The 25,617-nt window shown below is 66.2% G+C and carries 17 protein-coding genes and 1 pseudogene; 9 read left to right on the forward strand and 9 right to left on the reverse strand.

Going from position 1 to position 25,617, the window contains the following annotated elements:
* The coding region (locus AC1D00_RS01400; protein WP_477009403.1) for an NAD(P)/FAD-dependent oxidoreductase at positions 1-1,159 on the forward strand (1,159 nt) is incomplete at its 5' end.
* Positions 1,160-1,210: 51 nt separating this feature from the next.
* Here the strand turns inward: AC1D00_RS01400 and AC1D00_RS01405 are convergent.
* Positions 1,211-1,432 carry a hypothetical protein gene (locus AC1D00_RS01405; protein ID WP_477009404.1) on the reverse strand — a complete coding sequence of 74 codons (222 nt, stop codon included), beginning with the start codon at positions 1,430-1,432 and terminating at the stop codon, positions 1,211-1,213.
* Between the two features lie 88 nt (positions 1,433-1,520).
* Positions 1,521-3,110: a gamma-glutamyltransferase family protein gene (locus tag AC1D00_RS01410; RefSeq protein ID WP_477009405.1), complete on the reverse strand. Its 1,590-nt coding sequence runs from the start codon at positions 3,108-3,110 to the stop codon at positions 1,521-1,523.
* 140 nt (positions 3,111-3,250) lie between these two features.
* Here AC1D00_RS01410 and AC1D00_RS01415 point away from each other — a divergent pair, with 140 nt between their 5' ends.
* Positions 3,251-4,024, forward strand: coding sequence for an enoyl-CoA hydratase-related protein (locus AC1D00_RS01415; protein WP_477009406.1), 774 nt, complete (start codon positions 3,251-3,253; stop codon positions 4,022-4,024).
* Between the two features lie 184 nt (positions 4,025-4,208).
* On the opposite strand, the gene AC1D00_RS01420 is transcribed toward AC1D00_RS01415, so the two are convergent.
* Together AC1D00_RS01420 and AC1D00_RS01425 are read right to left on the reverse strand one after the other, a co-directional pair.
* Positions 4,209-4,385, reverse strand: coding sequence for a hypothetical protein (locus AC1D00_RS01420; protein ID WP_167771207.1), 177 nt, complete (start codon positions 4,383-4,385; stop codon positions 4,209-4,211).
* Between the two features lie 9 nt (positions 4,386-4,394).
* Positions 4,395-4,628, reverse strand: a complete 234-nt coding sequence (locus AC1D00_RS01425; protein WP_167771208.1) for a DUF6894 family protein — start codon at positions 4,626-4,628, stop codon at positions 4,395-4,397.
* Between the two features lie 207 nt (positions 4,629-4,835).
* Here AC1D00_RS01425 and AC1D00_RS01430 point away from each other — a divergent pair, with 207 nt between their 5' ends.
* From AC1D00_RS01430 to AC1D00_RS01440, 3 genes are all read left to right on the forward strand, one after another.
* Positions 4,836-6,908, forward strand: coding sequence for a PQQ-dependent sugar dehydrogenase (locus AC1D00_RS01430; RefSeq protein WP_477009407.1), 2,073 nt, complete (start codon positions 4,836-4,838; stop codon positions 6,906-6,908).
* Positions 6,865-7,803 carry an SMP-30/gluconolactonase/LRE family protein gene (locus AC1D00_RS01435; protein ID WP_477009408.1) on the forward strand — a complete coding sequence of 313 codons (939 nt, stop codon included), beginning with the start codon at positions 6,865-6,867 and terminating at the stop codon, positions 7,801-7,803. Before AC1D00_RS01430 ends, AC1D00_RS01435 begins: the two co-directional genes overlap by 44 nt.
* Positions 7,804-7,928: 125 nt before the next feature.
* A complete protein-coding gene (locus AC1D00_RS01440; RefSeq protein ID WP_477009409.1) occupies positions 7,929-8,954 on the forward strand; it encodes a histone deacetylase family protein in 1,026 nt (341 codons plus the stop codon).
* A 131-nt stretch (positions 8,955-9,085) separates the two neighbouring features.
* Here the strand turns inward: AC1D00_RS01440 and AC1D00_RS01445 are convergent, their stop codons facing one another.
* From AC1D00_RS01445 to AC1D00_RS01460, 4 genes are all read right to left on the reverse strand, one after another.
* Positions 9,086-10,066, reverse strand: coding sequence for an LLM class flavin-dependent oxidoreductase (locus tag AC1D00_RS01445; RefSeq protein ID WP_477009410.1), 981 nt, complete (start codon positions 10,064-10,066; stop codon positions 9,086-9,088).
* Complete coding sequence (locus AC1D00_RS01450; RefSeq protein WP_027549505.1) at positions 10,063-10,794, reverse strand: 4'-phosphopantetheinyl transferase family protein; 732 nt, start codon at positions 10,792-10,794, stop codon at positions 10,063-10,065. Before AC1D00_RS01450 ends, AC1D00_RS01445 begins: the two co-directional genes overlap by 4 nt.
* A gap of 221 nt (positions 10,795-11,015) precedes the next feature.
* Entirely contained in the window at positions 11,016-11,183 is a 168-nt protein-coding gene (locus tag AC1D00_RS01455; protein WP_166466031.1) for a hypothetical protein, read from the reverse strand.
* Positions 11,184-11,323: 140 nt separating this feature from the next.
* Positions 11,324-17,767 (reverse strand): amino acid adenylation domain-containing protein, encoded by a 6,444-nt coding sequence (locus AC1D00_RS01460; protein WP_477009411.1) that lies wholly within the window; start codon positions 17,765-17,767, stop codon positions 11,324-11,326.
* A 135-nt stretch (positions 17,768-17,902) separates the two neighbouring features.
* Here AC1D00_RS01460 and AC1D00_RS01465 point away from each other — a divergent pair, with 135 nt between their 5' ends.
* The 3 genes and pseudogenes from AC1D00_RS01465 (at position 17,903) to AC1D00_RS01475 (ending at position 23,043) form a co-directional block, all read left to right on the forward strand.
* Positions 17,903-21,367 carry an AAA family ATPase gene (locus AC1D00_RS01465; RefSeq protein WP_477009415.1) on the forward strand — a complete coding sequence of 1,155 codons (3,465 nt, stop codon included), beginning with the start codon at positions 17,903-17,905 and terminating at the stop codon, positions 21,365-21,367.
* A 1-nt stretch (position 21,368) separates the two neighbouring features.
* Entirely contained in the window at positions 21,369-22,163 is a 795-nt protein-coding gene (locus AC1D00_RS01470) for a protein-L-isoaspartate O-methyltransferase family protein (RefSeq protein ID WP_477009412.1), read from the forward strand.
* A gap of 95 nt (positions 22,164-22,258) precedes the next feature.
* A pseudogene (locus tag AC1D00_RS01475) lies at positions 22,259-23,043 on the forward strand (DUF6492 family protein).
* A 12-nt stretch (positions 23,044-23,055) separates the two neighbouring features.
* Here AC1D00_RS01475 and AC1D00_RS01480 read toward each other — a convergent pair.
* Positions 23,056-24,123 (reverse strand): endo-1,4-beta-xylanase, encoded by a 1,068-nt coding sequence (locus AC1D00_RS01480; protein ID WP_477009413.1) that lies wholly within the window; start codon positions 24,121-24,123, stop codon positions 23,056-23,058.
* Between the two features lie 384 nt (positions 24,124-24,507).
* Here AC1D00_RS01480 and AC1D00_RS01485 point away from each other — a divergent pair.
* A partial coding sequence (locus AC1D00_RS01485) for a lipopolysaccharide biosynthesis protein (RefSeq protein ID WP_477009414.1) occupies positions 24,508-25,617 on the forward strand: 1,110 nt, incomplete at its 3' end.

The raw sequence follows: 25,617 nt of genomic DNA on the forward strand, positions 1-25,617 counted from the left end.
GTCCACCGCGCTGCATCTCGCGGAGCAGGGTGTCGAGGCCTTGGTGCTGGAGGCGCAGGAGCCGGGCTGGGGCGCGTCCGGCAACAATGGCGGCCACACCAATCCCGGCTTGAAGCACGACCCCGATCAGATCGAGGCCGATTTCGGCACTGAACTCGGCCGCCGCATGATCGAGTTCTCGTACGGCACCACCAACTTCACCCACGAGCTGATCCGTCGCTACCAGATCCCGTGCGAGGCGCGGCAGAACGGAACGCTGCGTGCGGCCTATAACGAGGCCAGTGCCGCCGCGATCGAGAAGACCGCGCAGCAATGCATCCGCCGCGGCATGCCGGTGACATATCTGGATCGCGAGCAGCTGCGCGAGATGACCGGCACCGACCGCTATATCGGCGCCATGCTGGACACGCGGGGCGGCGATCTGCATCCCCTCAGCTACGCTCGCGGTCTCGCGCGCGCCGCGATCTCGGCGGGCGCGAAGGTGCATGGCGAGACGCCGGCGCTGTCGCTGCGCCGCGACGGTGCGCATTGGCGCATCGAGACGCCGCGCGCGGTCGTTCGTGCAGACAAGGTGCTGCTCGCCACCAACGGCTTCACCGATGATCTCTGGCCGGCGCTTCGCCGCACCATCGTGCCGGTGTTCTCCTCGATCGTCGCCTCCGCGCCGCTCTCCGACGAGGTCGCCCGTTCGATCATGCCGACGCGTCCCGTGCTCTACGAGAGCGGCCACATCACGGTCTACTACCGCATCGACCAGCAGAACCGCCTCTTGATGGGTGGCCGCGGCCCGATGCGCTGGATCAACTCGCCGTCGGATGTCGCCTATCTCATCCGCTACGCCGAGCGGCTATGGCCGCAACTCAAAGGCGTCGCCTGGACCCATGGCTGGAACAGCCGGCTCGCGATCACCACGGACCACTATCCGCATGTGCATGAGCCCGCCGAAAGCATCCTGATCTCGCTCGGCTGCAACGGCCGCGGCGTCGCGCTCTCGACCGCGATGGGCGCGCAGCTTGCTCGCCGCTTGATCGGCGGCGCCAGGGCCGAGATCGACATGCCCGTCACCGGCATCAAGCCGATCCCGATGCACGCGTTCTGGCCGGTGGGGGTGACGACCGCGGTTATCACAGGGCGGGTGCGGGACCGTCTCGGCATATGAAGAAGGCGCCGCCTCGTCAGGGGCGTCGCCTTGCAGGAATTGCAGATCGCGTCAGCAGCGGCCCTGCTTCCACAGTCCGGGCGGGCACCCATAACCGCGCCAGCCGACCTTGCGCCCATGCGACCATCCGGGCGGCGTGCCATGGTAAGGATGGCCCATCGCATGGCCATAACCGTGCCCGTGTCCCTGCCCGCCCTTGGCCAGGGCAGGGCTGGTAAATGTGAGGCCGGCCGCAATAATCAGCGATGCGGCGAGCGCAAGTTTCTTCATCATGTCCTCCACTGGGGCGAGCGCACTTGTCCATTCAATGAACGGACGGTGCGCAGGTAAGTTCCCTGCAAATGTGGAGGAGTCGTGACGCTCAGGATTCGGCGACGGCGTCGGCCCACGGGTGGAAGATCTCGACTGCGCCCGAATTCGTGTCGCCGTCGCGCATGACTACGCTCGGGCAGGCGAACTTCATCGGCACGGCCTGTACCTGCGTCTCCTCATAGTCGAAGCGGGCCGCAAGCGCCTTGCGTGTGTCCGTCGGCAGCCTGACATCGCCGATCACGACCGCGCCCTCGCTGGCGTCAATGCGCGGCTGATGGATCGCCGCGTCGAGGTCCATGCCGAAATCCATCGCGAAGGATGCGAGCTGCATCACCGCGGGCAGGATGCGGCGGCCGCCGGAGGCGCCGATGGCGAGACGCTTGCCGTCCCCGGTCTCGGCGATCACGGGCGTATAGTTGGTGAGGCAGCGCTTGCCAGGTGCGAGCGAGTTGGTGGTGCCCGGCGTCGGATCGAACCACATGATGCCGTTGTTCATGGCGATGCCGGTGTGCGGCGTCACGTATTTCGAGCCGAAGGACGAGAGCAGCGTCTGCGTCACCGCGGCGATATTGCCGTGGCGGTCGACGACGGAGAAATGCGTGGTGCAGGCCGGTGCCAGATATTCGGCGCCGAGCGAGCGCTTGCCGTCGGCATCGCCCATGTCCTTGAGCCGCTCGCGATAGGCCGCTTGCAGTGCGAGCGCATATTCGGCGTAGGCCGCCGCATCCGGCGCGGTGCCCGGCTTCAGATTCTGCTGCAACAGGCGCAGCGCATGTGCCATCGTCGGTCCGGCCGTGAGCTCCGGCGTCGCGAACACCTTGCCGCCGCGATAGGGAATCGCCAGCGGCTCGCGCGGATGGGCGCGGAAGGCAGCGAGATCCTCCACCGACAGCGAGCCGCCGTCGGCCTTGATGTCGGATGCGATGCTTTTGGCGAGATCGCCCTCGTAGAAATCGCGCGGTCCGGCTTCGGCGAGGTGAGCCAGCGTCGCCTTCAACTTGTCCTGCGGCAGCCGCGTCTCGAACTTGATGCCCCACGGTGCACTCGGCGGCAGGCCGTCCTTCAGGAACGCCGCTGCGCTTGCGGGATAACGCCGGAGATCGGCCGCCGAGCTTGCGATCGTCAGTGTGGTCCACCAATCTGCCAGCAGGCCTTCGCCGGCGAGTGCGGCGGCCGGCGCGACCAGGTCTTTCCACGGCAGTTTGGCGTGGCGGCAATGCGCTTCCTCCATGCCGGCAACGACGCCGGGCACGGCGATCGCGCCGGGGCCATGGACGTTGCGGTCGTCCTTCACCCGCGGCCAGGGAAAGAGATCGGAGGCTGCGCCTTCGCCGCTGAGCGGATAGTCCGCGACGCGCAGGCTCTGCGGCGCGCACATGCCGTAGTCGATCACCTCGTAGCGATTTTCCCTGGCGCGGTAGAGCACCATCGCCCCGCCGCCGCCGATGCCGCTGTTCCAGGGCTCCAGCACGTTCAGCGCCATGGTGGTCGCGACGATCGCGTCGACGCAATCGCCACCCGCCGCCAGCACCTGCGCCCCCACTTCGGCGGCCCGGCGCGACTGCGCGGCGACGATGCCGCCCTTGGTCTTGACGGCAGGCTTGCGGACGGTTTGGGCGAGGCTGAACTGGTGAGGCATGATGCGGTCTTGTGTCTGTTTTCGTGGACTTGTCTTCGTGGACTTGGGTTCGTTGCGCCGACTTGAGAGCTCCGCAATTGGCGAAGCGCGCGGACAATGGCACATTGCCGCCAACGAGAACATCCAAAGGGAGAAGCGGCATGGCTGGTGTGAAACAGGCGCGGGATGGCGCGGTCGGGATCTTGACGCTGGACGAGCCGGCGAGCCTGAACGCGATGACGCCGGACCTGCTAGGCGCGCTGGCGGTCGCCGTCGGCGAGATGACGCAGGACGAGGGTGTTCGTGCGCTGATCCTCACCGGCGCCGGGCGCGGCTTCTGCTCGGGACAGAATTTGAAGGCCTCCGCAGCGCTCGGCGAGGACATCGCGGCCGGCGTGATGCGCTTCTACTGGCCGGCCTTCAGGGCGTTGCGTGAATGCGCTGTGCCCGTCGTCGTCGCCGTCAACGGGGTGGCGGCCGGCGGCGGCTTCAGCCTCGCGATGGCCGGCGACATGATCGTCGCGGCGCGGTCGGCGAGCTTCATCCAGGTGTTCAGCCGCATTGCGCTGGTGCCAGATCTCGGCTCGACCTGGCTGTTGCCGCGGCTGATCGGCCGCCAGCGTGCGCTCGAGCTGATGCTCCTGAACGAGCCGCTGACGGCCGAACGCGCCCAGGAGATCGGCCTGGTGCGGCAGGTCGTCGACGATGACAAGCTGATGGGGGAGGCATTGACGCTGGCGCGCCGCCTGGCCGACGGTCCGACGCGCGCTCTGGTCGCGACGCGCGCGCTGGTCGAGGAGAGCGAGCACGCGACCTACGAGGCCCAGTTCCGCCGCGAGATCGAGCTTCAGGCCACGATCCGCAAGGGCCCAGACGCGATCGAAGGCCGCAATGCCTTTGTCGAGAAGCGTAAGGCGAGATTTACGGGGAGATGAGGACCTGCCGCCACGTCGTCGCGGCCGGGCATAGCCGTCCGAAGGACGGCGTCGCTTCCGCTCGCCTACGTCCCGGCTATCCACGTTCTTCTGACGTGAGGGCCAAGACGTGGATGCCCGGGACAAGCCCGGGCATGACGAGTGGAGAGACCGATCTGTTGGGAAAACGGCCGAACCGCAGCGCTCAGAGCGTGCGGTTCAGCCGACTGGCCTGATACTTGGCGCGCCATTTCGGGCCCGGCCCGCGCATGTAGTGCAATTCGGGGCGGTAGGGGTCGCCGGCGACTTTCACCAGCGTCTGCCACTTGGTGGCAACGAAGTTCAGGGGCTGGCGGAGCAGGGTCAGTGAAGCAAGCAGCATGGCATCACCTCAATGCGGCTTGCCGAGCATGGCGGTGAAGGGGAGGTCGAAGATCTCCTCGCCGTCGTCGCCGCTGACATGGATCACCCAGTCGCGCCAGTCTTCCGCACCGGGCGTCAGGATCATCGTGCGCATGATCTGGGCGGCGCGGTCGCGTGCCTCGGTCAGATTGGCTACCGCCGTGCCGTACCGATCGATCAGTGTGCCTTCGGTATTGGAGCAGTGGAAATACATCTGGACCATACACGCCTCCTGTAGAAAGCGATTGGGACGGCAAACCGATACCACCCCAGGCATTCGCGAAACATTCGGGACGAGCCCGGTAAGGGAATCTACGGAGATTGGTCGGCACCAAGGTCGTTATAGGTTTAATCACAGGCGGGTGATGGGCAACTGGACGGCGCTGAGGCGGCATGGAACAACCCTGGAGGATACCTCCGGGAGGCCGCTGTGAACTGCTTCACATTCTGCTGTGAACGCCCAAGCCTGCGCTTGTTCGCGGTGGCCGTCGTCGGCGTGCTGCTCGGCCTGGCCCCGGCCTCGTCCGAGTCGCTCAGGAGGAGCGGCTATGCGATCGGTACGGAAAGCTGCGGCAGTGGCGATCTCGCTTTTCCAAGACTCCAGATCGACATGAAGGCCGGATTTTGCGCCGGCCTCGTCGCCAGCGAGGAGGATCACCTCAAATTTCCGCGCTCGATCGTCCAGGTGCCCGGCCGCGACCTGTTCGTGGTCGCCGACATGGGCGGCTGGGGCCACACCGATGGACGGCTGCTGCTGCTCGATCCGCATGCGCCCCTGGGCCAGCGGTTCAAGGAGCTGCTGACCGGCCTCGAATACCCGTTCGGCCTCGTGATCGGCCCGGACAAGAAGCCCTATGCCTCGACTGCGGAGGCGATCTTCCGGTTCGATCCGCTCGCGGACAATCCGCGCGGCACGGTCGAGACCATCATTCGTCACCTGCCCGGCCGCCGGATCACGCTACCCGATGGCACCAGGCTCGACGAGAGCGCGCATCCACTCAAGCAGTTCGTCTTCGATCGCGACGGCCGGCTGTTCGTCAATGTCGKCTCGCACAGCGACGACTGCATCACGCGTGCGCCGATCACAAAGCCCTGTGCGGCGGCCGAGGGCGCCTCCGCGATGGCCGCGATCTGGCTGTTCACGCCGCCGTCAGGCGGCGTCTTCCCGGCGTTGAAGCCGAACGACCCTGACCCGCCGCACGCCGTCTATGCGCGCGGTCTGCGCAATTCGATGGCGCTGGCACTGCATCCGAACTTCCCGGATGCCGGCTACGCCTTCCTGCAAGGCGAGAATGGCCGCGACCTGCCCGACATCTTCAAGCCCAACGAGGAGATCAACGCGATCGAGCAGGGCAGGCATTATGGCTGGCCCTATTGCTACGACCTGTCGACGCCGAGCCCCGAATTCAGGATCGTGCTGCAATCCGGGGCCTACAAATCGCTCTGCACGGCCAATGCGCTCTACAAGCCGCCGTTCTCGCTGCTGCCGCCGCACGGCGCGCCGCTCGCGATGCTCTATTATCACGGTGTGAAATTCCCGGAGCTCGAGGGCAAGCTGCTGGTCGGCCTGCATGGCTATCGCCCGACCGGCAGCCGCGTCCTCGTCTACGATGTCGACGATCACGGCTTCCCCAAGCCGAGCCCGGCGCCGGTGCGCTACCACGTCAGCTGCGCGGCAGATCCGACCCACAGCTTCCAGACCGACGCCGGCGAGGTCGCCGCTGCGCCGTTCGAGGAGCTGATTGCAGGCTGGCACCGCGTCAACGGCGCGCGGCCGCAAGGCGCGCCGGTCGGCATGACGGTCGCCGAGGACGGCGCGATCTGGCTGGTCGAGGACAAGAACCAGACCGTGATCCGCATTGACCGCGCTGCGGGCGATCCGCCGGCGCCGCTGCCTTGCGACACGCGCAGCCAGGCGATGATCGACCAGCTCGCGGCCTTCGTCACCAGGGACGCGCAGAACAGCATTCGCCTCACCACGCTGCGCAAGGGCCTTGTCGAGAAGCATTGCCTCGGCTGCCATTCGGATTTCGGCCTGAAGGCAGGACAGCCGGATGCGGAGAAGGACGCAACCGTGCTCCGTTTCATCCTGGCGCAGGACGGCTGGATCTATCCGGGCGACCCTGATGCCGGCAGGCTGCATACGCGCCTTCGCGGTCTCGGCGCGGAGAAGCTGATGCCGCCGGGCGGCGAAAGCCTGCCGAAGACAGAGCCCGGCTATGCGCGTCTGCTCGACACCGCCGACCTGCTCGCTGCCAGGATGGCTCCGGGAACGCGGATGCGGATCAAGGCCGGTCCGCCGCAACGCAAGTTCTTTGGCAAGACCAACAAGGAATGCGGCGAAATACCGGCTGCCAAGGTCGTTGTCGTGACACAAAGGAGCGCTGTAGACAAACCCGGCTTCAGCCGATTCTTCCGGCCGGCCGATCCCTATCTGAACGGCGAGTGCACCGACGACGATGGCTATTACATCCGGCAGGAATTTCTGGTGCCTGTGCAGTAGCATTTTGCTCATCGCGACGCCCCCGGCTGCTGCCGAAACCAAGCTGTTCGACAGCGTGCAGGTGACGCCCGCCAGCGAATACACGTTTGGCATTGAAGGACCCGCCGCCGATCTCGATGGCAATTTGTTCGTCGTCAATCTGGGCAAGCCCGGCACCATCGGCAGGCTGCCTGCGGGCGCTGCCGCTTCGGAGCTGTTCACGACACTCCCCGAAGGCAGCGTCGGCAACGCGATCCGTTTCGATCGGAGCGGCGCAATGTTCATTGCYGACTACAAGAAGCACAACATCTTCACCATTGCGAAGGGAAGCGTCGAGCCTGCCGTCTGGTTTCACTCCGACGAGATGAACCAGCCCAACGACATCACGGTCGCGCGCGACGGCACGATCTATGCGAGCGATCCGAACTGGAAGGGCCGCGAGGGCCACATCTGGCGCATCGCGAAAGCCGCCGACGGAACGGTGCAGGGGCAGGTGATGCCGGCGCCCCGCGCGATGGGCACCACCAACGGCATCGACCTCAGCCCCGACGGCAAGACGCTCTATGTCGGCGAGTCCAGCAGCGGCCAGATCTGGTCCTACACGATCAGCGGCAACGAGCTCACCGGCGCAAGGCTGGTGAAGTCGTTTCAGCCCGACACCGTCGACGGGCTGCGCACCGACGTTGCCGGCCGCCTCTACGTCGCGCGCATTCTCAAGGGCACGATCGCGCTGATGAAGCCCAATGGCGCGATCGAGCGCGAGATCGCGTTGAAAGGCAAGGAGCCGACCAACCTCGCCTTCGGCGGCAATGACGGCAAGACCGTCTTCGTCACGCAGCGCCAGGGCGGCTTCGTCGAGGCCTTCCGCACCGATCAGCCGGGGCGCGAGCACTGTCTCCAGCGCGGGCGCTGCTGAGCCTCAGGGGCGATCTGCTTCCGGCAGAGGGCGGAGCGACAGCGGCGGCATTCTTCTTGCTTGCATCTGGCCGCCGCAGCGCTCAAGAATCTGTGGCACCGTCAAAGCGACCACGGAGTGTTTGAGTGAAAGCCGTCCATACCGAACTGCACCGCAGCCATGATCCGCAATTCTTCCTGGTTCGCGGTGTCGTCAAGCGCACCACCGAGCAGCCCGAGCGCGCCGACCGCCTGCTCAAGGGGTTGAAGGACGGCAAGCATCAACTGGTCGAGCCGACGACATTCGGGCAGGGGCCCCGCGCGCGCATTCACAGCCCGGAATACCTGTCGTTCCTGAGCGAGGCCTGGGACGCCTGGACCGCACTTGGCGATTCCGGCCCCGAGATGATCGGCAACATCCATCCCGTGCGCCACGCCGCGACCTATCCGACCCACATCGTCGGCAAGCTCGGCTGGCACACCGCCGACACTGCGGCGCCGATCGGCCCGGGCACCTGGGCCGCGGCCTGCGCTGCGACGGACGTGGCGGTCACCGCCGCGCAGATGGTGATGGACGGCGAGGACGCGACCTACGCGCTCTGCCGTCCGCCCGGCCATCACGCCTATCGCGACATGGCCGGCGGCTTCTGCTTCCTCAACAACAGCGCCATCGCCGCCGCGCATCTGCGGCTCAAGCACGAGCGCGTCGTGATCCTCGACGTCGACGTCCATCACGGCAACGGCACGCAAGGAATCTTCTACGCGCGGCCGGACGTGTACACGGTGTCGATCCATGCCGATCCCGTCGCATATTATCCTTATGTCTGGGGCTATGCGCACGAGCGCGGCGAAGGCCCGGGCCTCGGCACCAATCTCAACATCCCCCTGGCGATCGGCACCGGCGACGATGGCTACATCCAGGCGATGGACGTTGCGCGCAAGGTGATCGAGTCCTTTGCTCCCGGCGCCCTCGYCATCGCGCTCGGCCTCGATGCCTCCGAGCACGATCCACTGAAGGGCCTTGCCGTCACCACGCCGGGCTTCCGCCGTATCGGCCAGGCCATCGCCAGGATGGGCTTGCCGACCGTGTTCGTGCAGGAGGGCGGCTATCTCTCGGATATCCTGGGTGCGAACCTGACCTCGGTGCTGGCAGGATTCGAAGAGGCGCGGTGAGGCTCACAGCTTCCGCGTAGATCGTCATGCCAGGGCTTGTCCCGGACATCACGTTCTTTGTGCCCGTGGTAGGCGTGGATGGCCGGGTCAAGCCCGGCCATGACGTCGAGAGAACAATCGCTCGCAAGAATTCAAAACATCCCGCTCGCCGCAAGCGCCTTGCAGACGTGCTGCATCTCGGCCTCGTCCGCGACCATGTCGAGCATGACCGTCGTCAGGCCCTCTGCCGCAAAATCCCTCAGCCTCGCGCCGATCTCGGCATAGCTGCCGACGAGATAGGGGCAGTCGGCCTGGAAGGTCAGGAACGGCAGCAGCCAATAACCGTTGTCCKCGAGCTCGCCGCTCTGACCCTCGTACAGCCGCCGCTTCCACACGGAGTCGCTGTTCCCCACGGTGAGCGCGAGCAGTTCGCGATCATCGGGGTTGTCGCGGAAGCGCGCCTTGGCTGCCTGCCGCGCCTCGTCGCGGCTCTCGCGCGCGAAGATGCCGAAATTCATGCCTGATACGTCGAGCCCGCGATCGAGGTCCGGCGGCAGCATCTGCATCTTGATGCAGCCGGTCTCCTTTGCCACGCGCTGTGCCGCCTCGGACTGGCCCGCGATCAGGAATTCCGGCATCAGCTCCGCCGGCAGGCGGGGCCGCAGTTGCAGATTGCTGGCGCGGTAGAACCGGCCCTCGACATTCACCGGCCGCGGGCTCGAGAGCAATTGCCGCATCAGCGCGACGAATTCGCCGAGCCGGACGTAGCGGTCGGCATGGGACTGGTCGTCGCCGAGGCCCTGCAAGTCGCTGACCGCGGTCCCCGTGATCATGTTGAGATAGACCTTGCGGCCGTAGAGCTGCGCGAAGGACGAGACGAATTTCGCTGCCGTGAACGGATGCATGTAGACCGGGTTGACGGCGATCAGCGGCGAAGATCGCGTCGTGCCTGCCATGATGTGCTGGGCCATGGCCCAGGGCTCGACGAACACGTCGTTGCCTTCGAACAGCAGAATGCCTTCGAAGCCGTTGCGGTCGGCGAACTGCGCCACCCGCATCAGCTCGCCGACATATGTCTTGGGGTCGCGGTTGCGCGAGATCGCGGGGAAGACGCGCAGCCGCGAGGTCGTCATTCAGCCGCTTCCTGGAGCGGCCAGGCATTGCGGCTGATGGGAAGGCCACCGTCCGCACGGGAGCCGTCGGCGATCGCGAGGCGATGCGAGGGGGAGGGCGAGCACAGCGAGAAGCGCCATCCCTGCGGATCGTCGGCGATGTCGGGCTTGAAGCTGATCTCGATGGCCTCGCGCGACACCTGCATCGCGAAGGCGTCGAGCGGCAAGTTGAGCCCAAAGCCCCTGGCCTTCAGATAGGCCTCCTTGAGCGTCCAATAGTCGAAGAAGCGCTCGATCGCCGCCGGTTCCGGCAGGCTACGCAGCGTTTCGACCTCCTCCGGCGCAAAGAAGCGATTCGCGGTGGAGAGCGGGGCGACACGCCGTGACACGGTTTCGACGTCGACGCCGACGGCCTCATGCCTGGACACGACGCAGGCGACGCAGCCATCGGCATGCGACAGGCTGAAATGCAGCGCGGTCGAGGTTGCGGGTGCAGCGACAAACGGCCGCCCGTAGCGGCCGGCCCCAAAGGACCAGTCGGAGGGAGCGACGTTGGGTGCGACCTGCGATAGCGCCAGGCGCAGCATGGCGTGGGCGAAAATATATTGCCGCCGGTGTCGCTCGAACATGAAGCGGTCGGCGCGGACCCGTTCGTCGACCGAGAGCAGGCGCCGGCACGCATCGGCCGCGCCCGGCGCGTCAATAGTCTCGATCAGTCCGACAAACAGTTCAATTCTGTCGTCTGCCATCAATCAGGCCCATGGCGTCAGGCGGAGGCCAAATCCCCCGGTCCTGACGGAAGAATCAATTCAGCAAGAACCAACTGAGCGGACCGTTGTTATCGGTCCACCCGGGCGAATTCTTGTCGATTTGCAGGCCGGTTTACGAGCTCAAGCTTGTGCGAGACCCCAACTCGCAGGCGAGCGGCCCGTTGTCCGAAAGATTCGTGCGGCGTCCCGGCCGACTAATCTTACTTTTTCTTCTTGGCCTTCTTCGAGCCGCCCAGCATGGAAAGGCTGGCGTCGACGTCCTTCAGCGCGGACTGGAGCTTCTTCTTCTCGTCGGTCAGCAACTTTTGCAGGGCCTTGCGGTCCTTGTCACTCAACGAGGTGCCCTTGGTAAATTTGATGAAACCCATAACACTCCCCCGGTTGAAAATTTTCGTCCAAATCAAAACGCGAGAATAATCTTGCGCGCTGGCGCCAAATAATCAAGATGCAACTTGGTCATTCACAGCTTTGACGAGTGAACCATTATTCGCCCGCCCTGTACAGCCGGTCAAGCCGCCCTGCGATCGAGCAACCGGCCGAGCGGCGTGTTGGGCCGGGCGGCGGCGGTCCCCAGCAGCGCGACGAGATCCTCCATCCACTCGCCGACCATACGGCCGTCGAGCAGTTCGCCCTTGTAATTGCATGAACCGGTGATTCCGGTCGGACGCTCCTTGAGCATCAGCGACAGCCAGGTCTGGTCGATCGGCAGCACCGGCTGCCCCTCGCGCGCGACGTTTCCGATCGATTGCACCGCAATCTCCGGCAGATCGAGCGGCTGGCGCAGCGGATTTTGCAGCGTGAAATAGACCTGGAGCAGCGCGGCCGGGTCGATCCCCTCCTGCTCCAGATGGTCGGCCAGCATGTTGAACGGCAGCTCCTGCCGCGCATGCGCATCGAGCACGCTCTGCCGCACCCGCACCAAGGCTTGCGCGAACGACAGATCCGGCGTGATTTTCGTGCGGACGATCACCGTATTCTCGAACGGGCCGACGATTCGCTCGGTGTCCGGCTGGGCGCGATTGGCCATGGCGGTGGCGACCGAGATGTCGGTGTGGCCGGTCCGTGCCAGCAGCAGGGCCTTCAGGCCGGTGAGCAGGTACATGAACAACGTGGCGTTCTGCTGGCCGGCGAACGCCGTGAGCCGCGCGATCAGATCGGGCTCGAGCCTGAGCGGTTGGTGACCGGTGGCTGCGCCCGGGCTTGCGTCGCCGTCAAAGATCGGGGCCGCGCCGCGCAGATTCTCCGTCCAGTCGGCAGCCTGGCGGCGGGCGGCGTCGGTGCCGCACCACCAGCGCTGCCAGCGTGCGACGTCCGAAAAGGCCGGCGGCAGTTTCGGCAGCGGCGCCGAGGGACGTCCGGCCAGCGCCGCATAACGGCTCGACAATTCCTCGAACAGCACGCCGATCGACCAGCCGTCGGCAGCGGCATGATGCAGCGTCAGCAGCAGCACGTGGTCGCCGGCATGGAGCCGCAACAGCCGTGCCCGCAACAGCGGCGGCCGCGCGGTGTCGAACGGGGTGTAGGTCTCCTGCTCGATCAGGAGATCGATCTTCCTGAGTTCGAGGGCTTGGCGCCGCTTGTTGTTGTGCGGCCGCCCGTCGCCGATGACCTCGACGGTGAGGACGGGCCCGAGTTCGCCGGGCGTGGCGAGGCGGCTGATGGGCTCCCCGCCGTTCCAGCCGAACGCAGTCCGCAGCGATTCGTGGCGGCGCACGATGTCGCCGAACGCCTGGGCGAGGATGGCCGGATCGAGCGGGCCCTGGAGGCGAAAGGCAAAGGGCAGGTTGAACAGCGGCAGGCCCGGCAGGTTCTGCTCGATGCGAATCATCTGGTCCTGCGCGATCGAGAGCGTCGGAGGGCCGCTTTCGATCAACCGCGACACGCTTGCGGCAGGCTTGTGCGGCTCGGCGGCCACGGCCTCGTCGACCCGGCGGGCGAGCTCCTCGATCGTCGGCGCCTCGAAGACGGTCTTGATCGGCAGCGAGACGCCGAGCGCACGGGCGACGCGCGCCATCGCCTGGCCCGCCAGCAGCGAATGGCCGCCGAGATCGAAGAAATTGTCGGTGACACCGAGGCTCTCGACCTTCAGCAGATCGATCCAGATGTCGGAGAGCACCTTTTCGGTGAAACGCCGCGCCGGCACGGCCACATCCGGACCCGACGCGTCCTGCTGCGCGGGCGCCAGCAGCGCGGACCGGTCGATCTTGCCATGGGCGTTGAGCGGCACCTGATCCAGGAACAGGAATGCGGACGGGATGGCGTGGCCGGGCAGCCGGCTCTTCAGGATTTCGCGCAACTCGCTGGCGCTGACCGGGCTGCCGGGCCTTGCGACGATGTGGGCGATCAGCCTGACATCGCCGCTGGCCTCGCGGCGCGGCTCGACGATGCCGGCGCGCACGCTCGGATGGTCGGCCAGCGCGTTCTCGATCTCCTTGAGCTCGACGCGGTAGCCGCGAACCTTGACCTGATGGTCGGCGCGGCCGAGGCACTCGATCGTGCCGTCGGCGCGGCGGCGGGCAAGGTCGCCGGTCCGGTACAGCCGGCTGGCAGCCTGGCGCGAGAACGGATCGGGCAGGAAGCGTTGCTTGTTCTGCGCGGGATCGTTGACATAGCCGCGTCCGACGCCGGCGCCGCCGATGCAGAGCTCGCCGGTCACGCCGACTGGCTGCGGCTCAAGGTTGGCGTCGAGCACGTAAAGCTGGGTGTTCGGCAGGGGCGCGCCGACCGGAACGTTGCCCGTCGCGGTCGCCGGCGGCTTGGTCAGGCGATGCAGGGAGACGTCGTCGGAACATTCCGACGCACCATAGGCATTGATGAGCGGCACCTTCGGGCAGCGGGCGAACCAGGCGCGGCAGAGGTCGACCGGCAGCGGTTCGCCGGTCGAGATCAGGAGGCGCAACCTTGCAAAGGCGCGCTGGATCTTCGACTCGTCCATGCGATCGAGGATCACCCGCAACAGCGACGGGACGATCTCGAGCACGGTGATGTGCTCGCGTTCGATCTCCCGCGCGAGCAGGATCGGGTCCTGCACGATCGCGTTGCCGCAAATGTGCACGCGGGCGCCGACCATCGGCCCCGCGAGGAACTGCCAGACCGAGATGACAAAGCTCTGCGGCGCGGTCTGCGCGATCACATCCCTGGCCGAGAGGTTCAGCCCGGAAATGAGCGACGCCAGATGGTTCGACAGCCCACGCTGCTCGATCATGACGCCCTTCGGCGCGCCTGAGGAGCCGGACGTATAGATGAGATAKGCGAGGCTGGATGCTGCGCGCCGCGCCGCGCGGGCCGGCTTGGTCGCCCCTGGCGCGATCGCGTCTTCGAGCTCGGCCACCTGGATGCGCTCGACCAGCGGCTCGATCAGCGCCTCGACCATGGCCGACTGGGCGCGCCCGGTCAGCAGCACGCGGGCGCAGCTCGATCCGAGAATGGTCGCAAGCCGCGCCGGCGGCTGGTCGGGATCGAGGTTCAGGAAGGCCGCGCCCACGCGCTGCACCGCGATCATTGCGGCGAGCAGATCGGGTCCGCGCTCCGCGAGCAAGGCGACCACGCTCTCGGACCCGACGCCTTCGCGGGCCAGCCAGCGCGCAGCCGCCTGGCCGCGCCGGGCCAGTTCGCGATAGCTCAGGGATGCGTGTCCGTCCGACACCGCAACAGCGTTCGGTGTCGTCCTGGCCTGACGGTCGAAGCGTTCGCTTAAGTTGCCGCGGGTGGTGAAATTGGCCGGCACGCCGTGGCCTTTCGCCAGCAATTGCCGGCGTTCGGCTTCGGTCAGCAGCGGCAGGCGCGAGACGCGCTGTTCCGGATTGGCGATGACGGCCCTGAGCAGGGTCTTGAATTGAGCAGCCATGTCTTCGATCGTGGCCGCGTCGAACAGATCGGTGGCGTACTCGAAGAACCCGGTGAATCGCCCGTCGGCCTCGACCAGCTCGAGCGTGATGTCGAAGCGCGCCACTTCTGGATCGACCTCCAGCCGCCGCGTCGACAGGCCGGGGAAGCGTGCCGCCTCGATCGAGGCGTTCTGGAGGATGAACATGATGCGGAACAGCGGATTGCCGTCGCTCCGGCGCGCGATCTGGAGCGCACGCAGCACCTCCTCGATCGGGAGATCCTGATTGCGGTAGGCATCCAGCGTGACCTGCCGCACCCGTCGCAACATTTCGCCGAAGCTCGGATCACCGCCAAAATCGTTGCGCAGGATCAGGGTGTTGGCGAACAGTCCGATCAGGCGCTCGCTCTCGATCTGGTTGCGGTTGGCGATCAGCGATCCGGTCGCGACATCCTCATGCGAGGTGTGACGGAAGAGCAGGCACTGAAACACCGCGAGCAGGGTCATGAAGGGCGTGACGCCCTGGTCCTGGCTCAGCGCGCGGACATCGCCCGAGAGGGTTCTGGAGAATTCGAAATAGTGACGGGCGCCGTGACCGCTCCAGATCTCCGGCCGTGGCCGGTCGGTCCGCAGCGGCAGCGTGGTGAGGCCGTCGAGTTGCAGCCGCCAGTAATCGAGCTGCTCCTTTGCTGCCGGCGTTCGCGCCCAGCTCTGCTGCCACAGCGCAAAGTCGCGATACTGGAAACTGGGCGAGGGCAGCGCCGCCACGCTGCTCTTGCGTGCCGCGGCATAATGGGCGGCGAGCTCCTCCCAGAACAGCCGCTGCGACCAGCCATCGGTGACGAGATGATGCAAGTTGACCACGAGCGCATGGCTGGATTTGTCGAACGACAGCAGCGTGACCTTCAGCGGCGGCTCGTGCGCCAGGTCGAACTTATATTGCGCGAGCTTGAGCGCCTCGCGCCGGATCACGGCGGCCTGCTTGTCCGCAGGGCGGGGCTTGAGCTTGATCCGCTCGAATTTAGGCGGCGATCGCAGCGCAAGCTGCGCCGGCTCGCCCTGCCGTTCGATGAAGACCGAGCGCAGCGCCTCATGGCGGGCGCAGATTGCGGTGAGGCTCGCAGAAAGCGCGGCGACGTCGACCAGGCCTTTGAGAACCGCGACTTCGACGACATTATAGTTGTAGCGGGTCGGATCGAGCCGCGAGAGCACGTACATCCGCTGCTGCTGGAACGACAGCGGCGCGTCCGCTGTCGCAGCTAGGGCCCGRCGCCAGGCCGGCAGTGTCGCTTCGCGATGGGTTGCGGCAGTCTCCAGCCGGGCCGCAAGCGCGGCGACCGTGGCGCAATCGAAAATGTCCTCGAACGAGAAGTCGACGTTGAAGCGTTCGCGCAGGCGCGAGCGCATCTGCGTCACCGCGAGCGAGTCCGCACCGAGCGCGAAGACGTCCTGATCGATGCCGACCTGAGGCAGCTCCAGCAGGCCGGCCCAGATCTCGGCGAGCTGCGTTTCCAGCGTGGTGCGCGGCAGGCGCGCCGCGTCGGCGTCCTCCGCCGTCGCGATCAGATCGGCCAGTGCATTGCGCTTGACCTTGCCGCTGGCGCCCTTCGGCAGCGCCGCCACGCTGCGGATCAGGCTCGGTACCTTGTAGGCCGCGAGACGCTTTCGCGCGAACTGGCGCAACTGGTCCGAGGTCGCCTCGGAATTCGCCCGCAACACCACGACGGCGGCGACGTTCTCGCCGAGCTTTGGGTGCGGAACGGCAAAGACGCCGGCCTCCAGCACCGCCGGATGGCTGAGCAGGATCTCTTCCACCTCCAGCGGCGAGATCTTCTGCCCGCCGCGATTGATGACGTCCTTGATGCGGCCGACGATGAAGAGATAACCGTCGGCATCGAGATAGCCGAGATCGCCGGTCCGGAACCAGCCATTGCGGAATGCGGCCTGCGTCGCCGCCTCGTCATTATGATAGCCACGCGTCATGTTCGCTCCGCGCAGCACGATCTCGCCGTGCTCGCCGCTCGCAAGCACGCGGCCCGTCTCGTCCATGATCGCGATCTCGGGGCCCGCGGCGCGGCCGACCGATCCGACCTTGCGCAACTCGAACGGATTGGCGGCGATCTGCGAGGCCGCCTCCGTCATGCCGTAGGTCTCGAGCACCGGAACGCCGAACGTCGCCTCCAGTCCGCCAAGGATCGCGGGCGCGAGCGAGGCCGAGGCCGAGCGGATCACGCGCAGCGACGAGCCCCGGGCGCGCTCCGGATTCGCTTCCGCCGCCGTCAGCAGCGCGCGATGAATGGTCGGCACCGCCGTGTACCAGGTCGGTTGCAGCTCCCGCATCCAGCCGAAGAACGACGAGGCGTCGAAACCGTCGGTGCAGATCACGCTGGAGCCCGCGGCCAGCGCCGTCAGGAGGCCTGAGATCAGACCATGGGCGTGAAACAGCGGCAGGACGTTGAGCAGGCGATCATGGGATGTGAGTGACAGCACGCGGCCAGCATTGGTGGCGGACAGGCACACATTGCGATGCGTGAGCGGCACCATTTTCGGCCGCGCCGCCGTGCCCGACGTCAACAGGATGAACGCATCGTCGTCGCCGCGCGAGGCGCCGCTCGTGCGCGCCGGGCCGATCGTGGGGCCCACGAACGCGCAGCCGCCGAGATCGTCTTTCGGCCCCGGCACGAAATCGATCACAGCGATATCGAGCGCCCTGGCGACGTCGCGACTGGCCGAGTTCATGTCGGCCCGGGTGACGAGTGCCGTCAGCTTCAATTCGCTGAAATAGCGTTGCAGCTCGTCCGCGGTCAGATCGGGATTGACGGGGACGCAGGCGCCGGTCGAGGCGACCGCGATCAGTGCCAGCGCACTGTCGGCGCCGCGCGGCAGCGCAACCGCAATGCGGTCACCCGGCGCGATGCCGAGCCCGCGCAGCGTGCGCACCAGATCCTGCGTCCGCTCGCCAAGCGCGCCGTAGGTGAGGGCCGGCCGGCCCGGGGCGAGCAGGGCGGGCGCCGCGGGTGTCCTGCGGGCGTAGAAGTCGAGAAGGCCGCCGATATGGGAAAAGATCTTCGTTTCGCCGCTCGCGCCGATCGTTCTCGCTCCGGATGCAATGTCCGACAATGCCATTCCTTTTTGATCTGATTGAGCTATTCTTCCTAGAAGTTAGGGAATGCGTCCAGTCTGAGGTGAAGTTCGGGCCCCAAAATCTGTGGTTGAGGGGCCTAAAGCCCTTCGACGGAGTGAGGGTTGGGCAGAATCACCATGCTGGAGAATGAGCCGGGCACGGAAGCGGATGGCGGGCTGAAGCGCTGGCTCGAAGGTATCGGCCTTGCGCACTATTCCGATCTCTTCGCGCAGCACCGTCTCGATCTCGATGTCATGGGGGATCTGACCGAATCCGACCTGGTCGAGCTCGGATTGCCGCTTGGCGATCGCAAGCGGCTCCAGCGGGCGATGGCGGCGCTGTTCCGGGCTGAAACGACGGAGGCGCCCGCCGCGGCGGCACCTCCGCCGACCCGGGTGGAGGTCGGAGCCGAACGGCGCCAGCTCACCACCATGTTCTGCGACATGGTGGATTCCACCTCGCTCTCGGCGCAGTTCGATCCGGAAGACGTGCGCGACATGATCGCGAGCTTCCGCGAGACCTGCGTCCGCGTGGTCAAGCATTACGAGGGTTTTGCCGCCCGGTTCGTCGGCGACGGTATTTTGGTCTATTTCGGCTATCCGACCGCACATGAGGACGACGCCGAGCGCGCGGTGCGTGCGGGGCTCGAGATCGTGCGGGTGCTGTCGACCGCTCGCGCGATCGAGCCGCGTGGCGCGCTCAGCCACTCGCCCGCCGTCCGCATCGGGATCGCGACCGGTCTCGTCGTGGTCGGCGATCTCGTGGGACAGGGCACCGAAGAGCGCGACTCCGCGGTCGGAGAAACCGTCAATCTCGCCGCGCGCCTGCAAGGCCTGGCGCCGCCCAACGGCGTGGTGATTTCCGCCTCGACCCAGTCGTTGCTGAAGGGGAAGTTCGACTACCGCAATCTCGGCGTCCATGCGCTGAAGGGCATCTCGGAGAAGGCGCAAGCCTGGCACGTGGTGCGCGCCTCGCGGGTGGAGACCCGCTTCGCCGCCGCGATGGGCACGCGGCTGACCCCGCTCGTCAACCGCGAGGAGGAGATCGCGCTGCTGATGGGGCGCTGGCAGCAGGCCAAGGACGGCGACGGCCAGGTCGTGGTCAAGTTCGGCGAGCCCGGTATCGGCAAGTCGCGCGTCATCCAGGAGATTTTCGAGCGGATCGCGGGCGACCGCCACGGACAGGTCTCGTTCCAGTGCTCGCCCTACTACACGTCCACCGCGTTCTATCCGTTCGCCRAGCAACTCAAATTCTCGCTCGGCCTCGACCGCGAGGATGCGTCCGCGCTGTCGCTGGCGAGCCTGGAGACCGCGATCGCAGCCGCTCATGGCGACATCGAGCAGGTCACGCCGCTGTTTGCGGCGCTGTTGTCCATACCGACCGGAGACCGCTATCCGCCGCTCGAGCTGTCACCGCAGCAGCAGAAGGATGCGACGGTCGCGGCGCTGGTCAATCACTTCCTCGGCCTCGCGCGCGAGATGCCGCTGGTGATCGCGTTCGAGGACCTGCACTGGATCGATCCGACCTCCCGCGAGGTCATCGACCTCCTCGTCGACCGGGTGCAGAACYGGTCGATCCTGGTCGTCATCACCGCCCGCTCCGAATTCCAGCCCAGCTGGAACGCGCATTCGCACATCACCACCCTGGTGCTGAACCGCCTGAGCCGGCAGCTGCGCGCGACGCTGGTCGAGCGCGTCGCCGGACGGGAGCTGCCCAAGGAGGTTGTCGAGGAGATCATCGTCAAGACCGACGGCGTGCCGTTGTTCCTTGAAGAGCTCACCAAGACCGTCCTCGAATCCAACCTCCTGACCGAGCGGCACGGGCGCTACGTGCTGTCGGGCCCGTGGCGGCAGCTCGCGATCCCGGCAACCCTGACGGATTCGCTGATGGCGCGGCTCGACCGGATGGGCCCGTTCAAGCGGATCGCGCAGATCGGCGCCACCATCGGCCGCGAGTTCTCCTACGAGACGCTTCAGGCCGTCGCCGACACGTCGGCGGAGCAGATCGAGGCCGCGCTCAACCATCTGGAGGAAGCCGGGCTGATCATGCGCCGTGGCCATCCGCCGGATGCGCTCTACTCGTTCAAGCACGTGATGATCCAGAACGCCGCGCATGCGAGCCTGCTGCACAGCGAGCGGCGCAAGCTGCATGCCCGCATCGCGCAGGTGCTTGCCGAGATGTATCCGGAGAAGACCGAGCGCGAGCCGGAGCTGCTCGCCCATCATCTGACCGAATCCGGCCAGAGCGAGGGTGCCGCGAGCTTCTGGCTCAAGGCCGGCAAACAGGCGGCCAAGAGCGGCGCCAATCTGGAGGCGATCGGCCATTTGCGCCGCGGCCTCAGCGTCGTGCAGGCCAATGCGCGCATGCAGGGCGCCGACGAGATGGAGCTCGAGCTGCGCATCGCGCTCGGCAACGCGCTGATCGCCGCCAAGGGCTATGCCGTGCAGGAGGTCGAGGAGAATTACATCCGCGCGCTCGAGCTCGGCCAGCAGCTCGACGACGACGAAAAGGCCTTTGCCGCCACGCGYGGCCTCTGGGTCTGCCATTTCATCCGCGCCGATCTCACCCGCGCGCACGATCTCAGCGTCGAGCTGTTGAAGYTCGCCAAGCGCGAGCGGCTGAACGAGCGGACGCAGCCGGCACAGCAGACCGGCTATCTGATCGAGGCGCATCGCTCGATCGCGATGACCATGCTCTATCGCGGCCGCTTCGCCGCCTCGCAGCATCATCTGCACCGCTGCATCAACCTCTACAGCCCCGATCTGCACTCCGACCTGATGGAGCGCCACGGCACCGATCCCGGCGTGGTCTCGCTGTCCTATCTCGGCTATCTCCTGTGGTTCCTCGGCCGGCCCGACGCGGCGCGCCAGCACAGCGAGCAGGCGATCGCGAACGCCGAGAAGATCCGCCATCCCTTCACGCTCGCCTTCGCGCTCGTGTTCGGCGCCTATCTCTGCCAGCATTTGCGCGACGTCGAGGGCACGCGCGACCACGCCAACCGCGCCATGATCATCGCCACCGAACACAATTTCCTGCACTGGAAGCAGCAGGCGGCGATCCTGCGCGGCTGGGCGCTGACCCAGCTCGGTGAAGCCGACGAAGGCCTCAGCCAGATGCGCTTCGGCCTCGACGAATATGAGGCGATGGATTCCTGGCTCGCCGGCTGCTGGTTCCGCTGCCTGCTCGCGGAAGCCTACGCCAAGGTCGGGATGCGGGATGCCGCCTTGCGCGCGCTGGATGGCGCGCTCGCGACCGCCCGAAGGACCGGCGATCACTCCTATCTCGCCGAGGTCTATCGCCTGCAAGGCGAGATCACGCTGTCGGACGGCGACCCGGCCTCGGTGCAGGAGGCCGAGGATCTGTTCGGCCTGTCGCTGGAGATCGCGCGCAAGCAGGGCGCGCTATCCTGGGAGCTTCGCACCGCCGTCAGCCTCGCGCGCCTGTCGCTCGAGGCCGGCAAGCGCGAGCACGCAAGGCTCCTGCTCTTGCCGATCGTCGGCAAGTTCAGCGAGGGTTTCTACACGCCGGACCTGAAGCAGGCGATGCAGCTGGTCAACGAACTCGGGTCGGACGCGCCCGTTCGTGAACGGGCCGATCCCTGACATGAGCGATCTCGCCGCCGCGCGTGCGCGCTACGTGGAAAGAATCGCAAAGCGCGAGCGGATTTCCTCGAAGCGCCTGCTCGAAGCGCTCGCAGCCGTGCCGCGCGAGGATTTTCTGGCGAAAGGACCCTGGCGCATCAAGAGCGAGGCGTCGCGCAGCTACCGGCTGACACCCGACGCCGATCCCGTTCATCTCCAGGACAATGTGCTGGTCGCGATCGACGCGCGCCGCAAGCTCGACACCGGTCTGCCGAGCCTGTGGGCGCATTTCATCGATTTGCTCGATGTCGGGGAGAAGGACCGCGTGGTCCAGATCGGCTGCGGGCTCGGCTATTTCTCGGCGGTGCTGTCCAGGATCGTCGGTCCGAAGGGCAGGGTGCGTGCAATCGAATGCGACGGGCGGCTTGCGGTTCGTGCTGCGAACTATCTTCGCGCCTATCGCAATGTCGAGGTCGTCCACGGCGACGGGTGCGAGGACATCGGCGAGCCCGCCGATGTGATCATCGTGCATGCCGGCTTCTCGCATCCGCATCCGCTCTGGCTCCAGTCGCTCCGTCCGCGTGGTCGCCTTCTGGTGCCGCTGACCCAGCGGGACCGCGAAGGCGCGGTCATCAGGATCACGCGCAAGGGCAAGGGGTTCGAGGCCGAGCCGGTCCAGCAAGTCCGGATCTTCCCCGGCCAGGGCCGCGGCACGACCGCGCTCGACGACCGCGTCGCCGACTGGTGGCAGCGCGCCTCTGCCCTGGCGCCGCTGCGGTTTCGCGCCATCGAGCAGGGGCTGCCGTCGGATGGCTGATGCTTCGTTTCACTTTACCTTGATTCGGGTTGTGAGTTTCCCCGACCTCCCGGTGCGGCTATGACTGTGGCTTGATGGCCATTTGAGCACGCTCCATGCATTCCGTTGCACTGCTGACTGCCAGCTATGCCAAGGATATCGAACGCTTTTCGCTGCTCAGCGAGAGCATCGACACCTGGCTGACGGGATATACGCGGCATTATGTTCTCGTTAACGATGAGGACGTGCCGCTGTTCGAGCGGTTCGCGTCCGACAAGCGCGTCATCGTTCCGGCCTCGCGTTATCTGCCGAAATGGCTGTTCGCGTTGCCGCCGGCGCTCCAGTTCATCAGCAAACGACGCGTCTGGCTGTCGCTGCTGTCGTCGCCCGTGCACGGCTGGCACATCCAGCAGATCCTGAAGATCGCCGGCGTCCTCAACGCGCCCGAGCAGCGCGTCTGCATCCTGGATTCGGACAATCTGTTCTTCCGCGAATTCGACGTCGGCCACTATGCCGGCGGCGAGAAGACGCCGCTGTTCGTCACGCGCAGGGGGATCGACGCCGACCATCCGTTGCATGTGCTGTGGCTGCGCACCGTCGACCAGCTTCTCGGTGTCAAGGAGCGTGCGTTCCCGGCCGACGATTATGTCGGCAACGCGCTGGTCTGGGACTCGCGGTCTCGCATTGGGATGACACGCGCCTCGACCGTCCGGCCATCGAGGCGATGATGCACGCCGCCGCGCCCGAGCAGGTCGCGCTCTGCATCCAGTCGTATTCGTCGACCTCGATCGATGACATCCGCGACGTGTTCCGTCTCAACTCGCGCGACCGTCGTGGACCGAGCCTGTCTCCCGATCATATGGGGGACACGGTCGAATTCGAGACGCCGAAGACGCGCTAGAGCAAGCTGCCCTCAAACGTCCTTTGTGAACTTGCTGATGACGTCCATGAACGGCTTCGGCTTGAACTCGCCGTCGAACGGCAGCGGGCGGTTCGGCTGCTTGTCCGCGCGGGCGAAGGTACCGTTGATCCAGCTGTAGCGATCCGAGAGGCCCCAGGTCAGGATCGAGCGCACCGGGCCGCTGGCCGAAATGGCCGTCAGCAGATCGTCGACCCGCTTGGCGACGATGGCGTCGCGCTCGGCCGGATTGCCCGTCAGCTTCTGATCGTCGACGTCGAGCTCGGTGACGAGAACGTCCAGCCCCCATGAGCGTAGCTCGGTGACGAATTCGGCCAGACCATGGGTGTCGATCTCGAGCTCGGCATGCAGATGCGATTGCAATCCCACGGCGTGCAGCGGGACGCCCTGGTCGAGCAGCTCCATGATCAGGTTGCGGTAGGCTGCGCGCTTGGCGATGAAGGAAACCTTCGCCGATTCGATGTCGTATTCGTTGATCGCGAGCTTGACGAAGGGATCGGCCGCGGCCGCCGTGCGGAAGGCGAGCGGGATCCAGCTGCTGCCGAGATGCTGCGTCCAGAACGTGTCGCGCCGGTCTTTCGGACTGCGGGGATTGTCCGGGATCGGCTCGTTGACGACGTCCCACGACGTCAGCTTGTCCTTGTAGTAGGAGACGACGGTGCCGATGTGGTCGAGATACGCGCGCTCGACGCCCTTGGCGTCCTTGATCTGCTTGGTCCAGTCCGGAATGTCATGATACCACGCGAGCGCGTGGCCGCGCATCGTCAGATCGTTCGCCTGCGCAAAATCCAGGATCGCGTCGGCGCGTTCGAACGAAAACGTGTGTGCGTTCGGCCGCAGCATCGGCCATTTCAGCTCGAGCACCGGCACGACCTGCGTGCAATAGGTGCTGATGGCCTCGCCGAGCCGCGGATCGGCCTGCAAGTCCCAGAGCGTTGCCGCAGCGCCAAAGCCGGGACGGCGCCGGGCAAGTTTCGACGCCGGCCGGGCCGACGCGGATGCGCCCGCCGCAAGCGTTGCGGCGGTGCCGAGAAGGAATTCGCGTCTGTCGAGCCTGGCCACGGCATTCCCTCGGGAACCAACGCGCCATCGTACCAAGCGGCGCCGTGCGACGCCGGGGTTTCGTCGTGTTGGGTTAACCTTTGCCGGGTATCCGGCGCGTCAACGCGTATACCGCCGCATCGCTGTTCCGGCGCGGTCACGCGCTGGAAAAGGCTGCACGACGCCTGCATCATGGTTTCTTTTCGGTGATCGCGGCAGCCGGTTCGAGAAAAGGGCAAATTTAASGCTAACGCGCGAAATCCGCCGCGTTGCTCCATTCGCGGCCCGATTTGCAGACTTATGTGACACTCTTCGGGGATGCTGCGGCGCAGTCGATCGCCACACCAATGTCCGACTGATTAACGGCCGCAAAACTCGCATGACCGCTTCCGGTCCCGTGCCCGCATGCTGAACCGCCATTTCTCCATCTACCTGGTCGCCYACATCCTGCCTGCGGCGGTGGGCTTCTTCGCGGTCACCGCCTACACGAGGCTGCTGACGCCCGCAGAGTACGGCGTCTATGTCGTCGGCATCAGCCTTGCCGGTATTCTGGGCGCGATCTTCTTCGCCTGGATCAAGCTGTCGGTGTCCCGTTATCAGGCGATGTCGGCGGAGGTGGATTTTCGCGGCACGGCGATGGTCGCCTTTGGGCTCACGGTCGCGGTGCTCTGTGCCGCGACCCCGCTGGTCTTCCTGTTCCGCAGCGACGTCAGCGTCGAGCTGCTGCTCGCCAGCATGTTCGTCGCGATCATGGCCAATGCGGTCGATGTCGGCCAGGAGTTCGAGCGCGCCAAATTGCGCCCCTACCGGTTCGCGGCGATTTCGATCGTCCGCAGCGTATCGAGCGTCGGCTTCGGCTTGCTCGGGATCTGGCTCGGCTGGGGCGGCATGGGTCTGCTCGCGGCGTTCGGGCTGGGCTCGCTGACCGGCATCATTCTCAATCTCGTCGGCGACCGCACCAGGATCGCAGGCTTCCAGCGTAGCCAGTTCATGCAGCTGGCGCGCTATGGCCTGCCGCTGACGCTGGCCGGTCTCTCGGTCGCGCTGTACTCGACCTGCGACCGTCTCATCGTCGCCTATCTCCTCGGCAGGGACGCCGCCGGCATCTTTGGCGTCGCCGCCGATCTGCCGCGCCAGTTCATGGTGATGATCGCCTCCAGCGTCGCCGCGGCGACCGTGCCGCTCGTGTTCCGATCGCTGGCGGAGAAGAACAATGAAACCACGCGCGAGCGGCTCACCGAGAGTCTCGAGCTGYTGCTCGTCGTCGTCGCGCCCGTCGCGATCTGGCTGGCGCTCGCGGCGGATCAGGTCGCAGGCACGCTGGTCGGCGTCGATTTCCGCGCCGGCGTGTCGGCGCTGCTGCCGACCCTGGTGCTCGCCCGCTTCTTCGGCATCGCCAATCAGTTCTACGTCCAGATCAGTTTTCAGCTCGCCGAACGGCCCTTCATGCTGGCGGCGCAGTCGTTCCTCACGCTGGTGGTGAGCGTCGCCTTGATGTTCGCGCTGGTCGTAGGC

Source organism: Bradyrhizobium sp. P2_E8 (assembly GCF_056403875.1).

Excerpts from the sequence above, each read along its gene's own strand:
- AC1D00_RS01405 (WP_477009404.1), bottom strand. The coding sequence starts at position 1,432 with ATGATGAAGAAACTTGCGCTCGCCGCATCGCTGATTATTGCGGCCGGC.
- AC1D00_RS01410 (WP_477009405.1), bottom strand. The coding sequence starts at position 3,110 with ATGCCTCACCAGTTCAGCCTCGCCCAAACCGTCCGCAAGCCTGCCGTC.
- AC1D00_RS01415 (WP_477009406.1), top strand. The coding sequence starts at position 3,251 with ATGGCTGGTGTGAAACAGGCGCGGGATGGCGCGGTCGGGATCTTGACG.
- AC1D00_RS01420 (WP_167771207.1), bottom strand. The coding sequence starts at position 4,385 with ATGCTGCTTGCTTCACTGACCCTGCTCCGCCAGCCCCTGAACTTCGTT.
- AC1D00_RS01425 (WP_167771208.1), bottom strand. The coding sequence starts at position 4,628 with ATGGTCCAGATGTATTTCCACTGCTCCAATACCGAAGGCACACTGATC.
- AC1D00_RS01450 (WP_027549505.1), bottom strand. The coding sequence starts at position 10,794 with ATGGCAGACGACAGAATTGAACTGTTTGTCGGACTGATCGAGACTATT.
- AC1D00_RS01455 (WP_166466031.1), bottom strand. The coding sequence starts at position 11,183 with ATGGGTTTCATCAAATTTACCAAGGGCACCTCGTTGAGTGACAAGGAC.
- AC1D00_RS01470 (WP_477009412.1), top strand. The coding sequence starts at position 21,369 with ATGAGCGATCTCGCCGCCGCGCGTGCGCGCTACGTGGAAAGAATCGCA.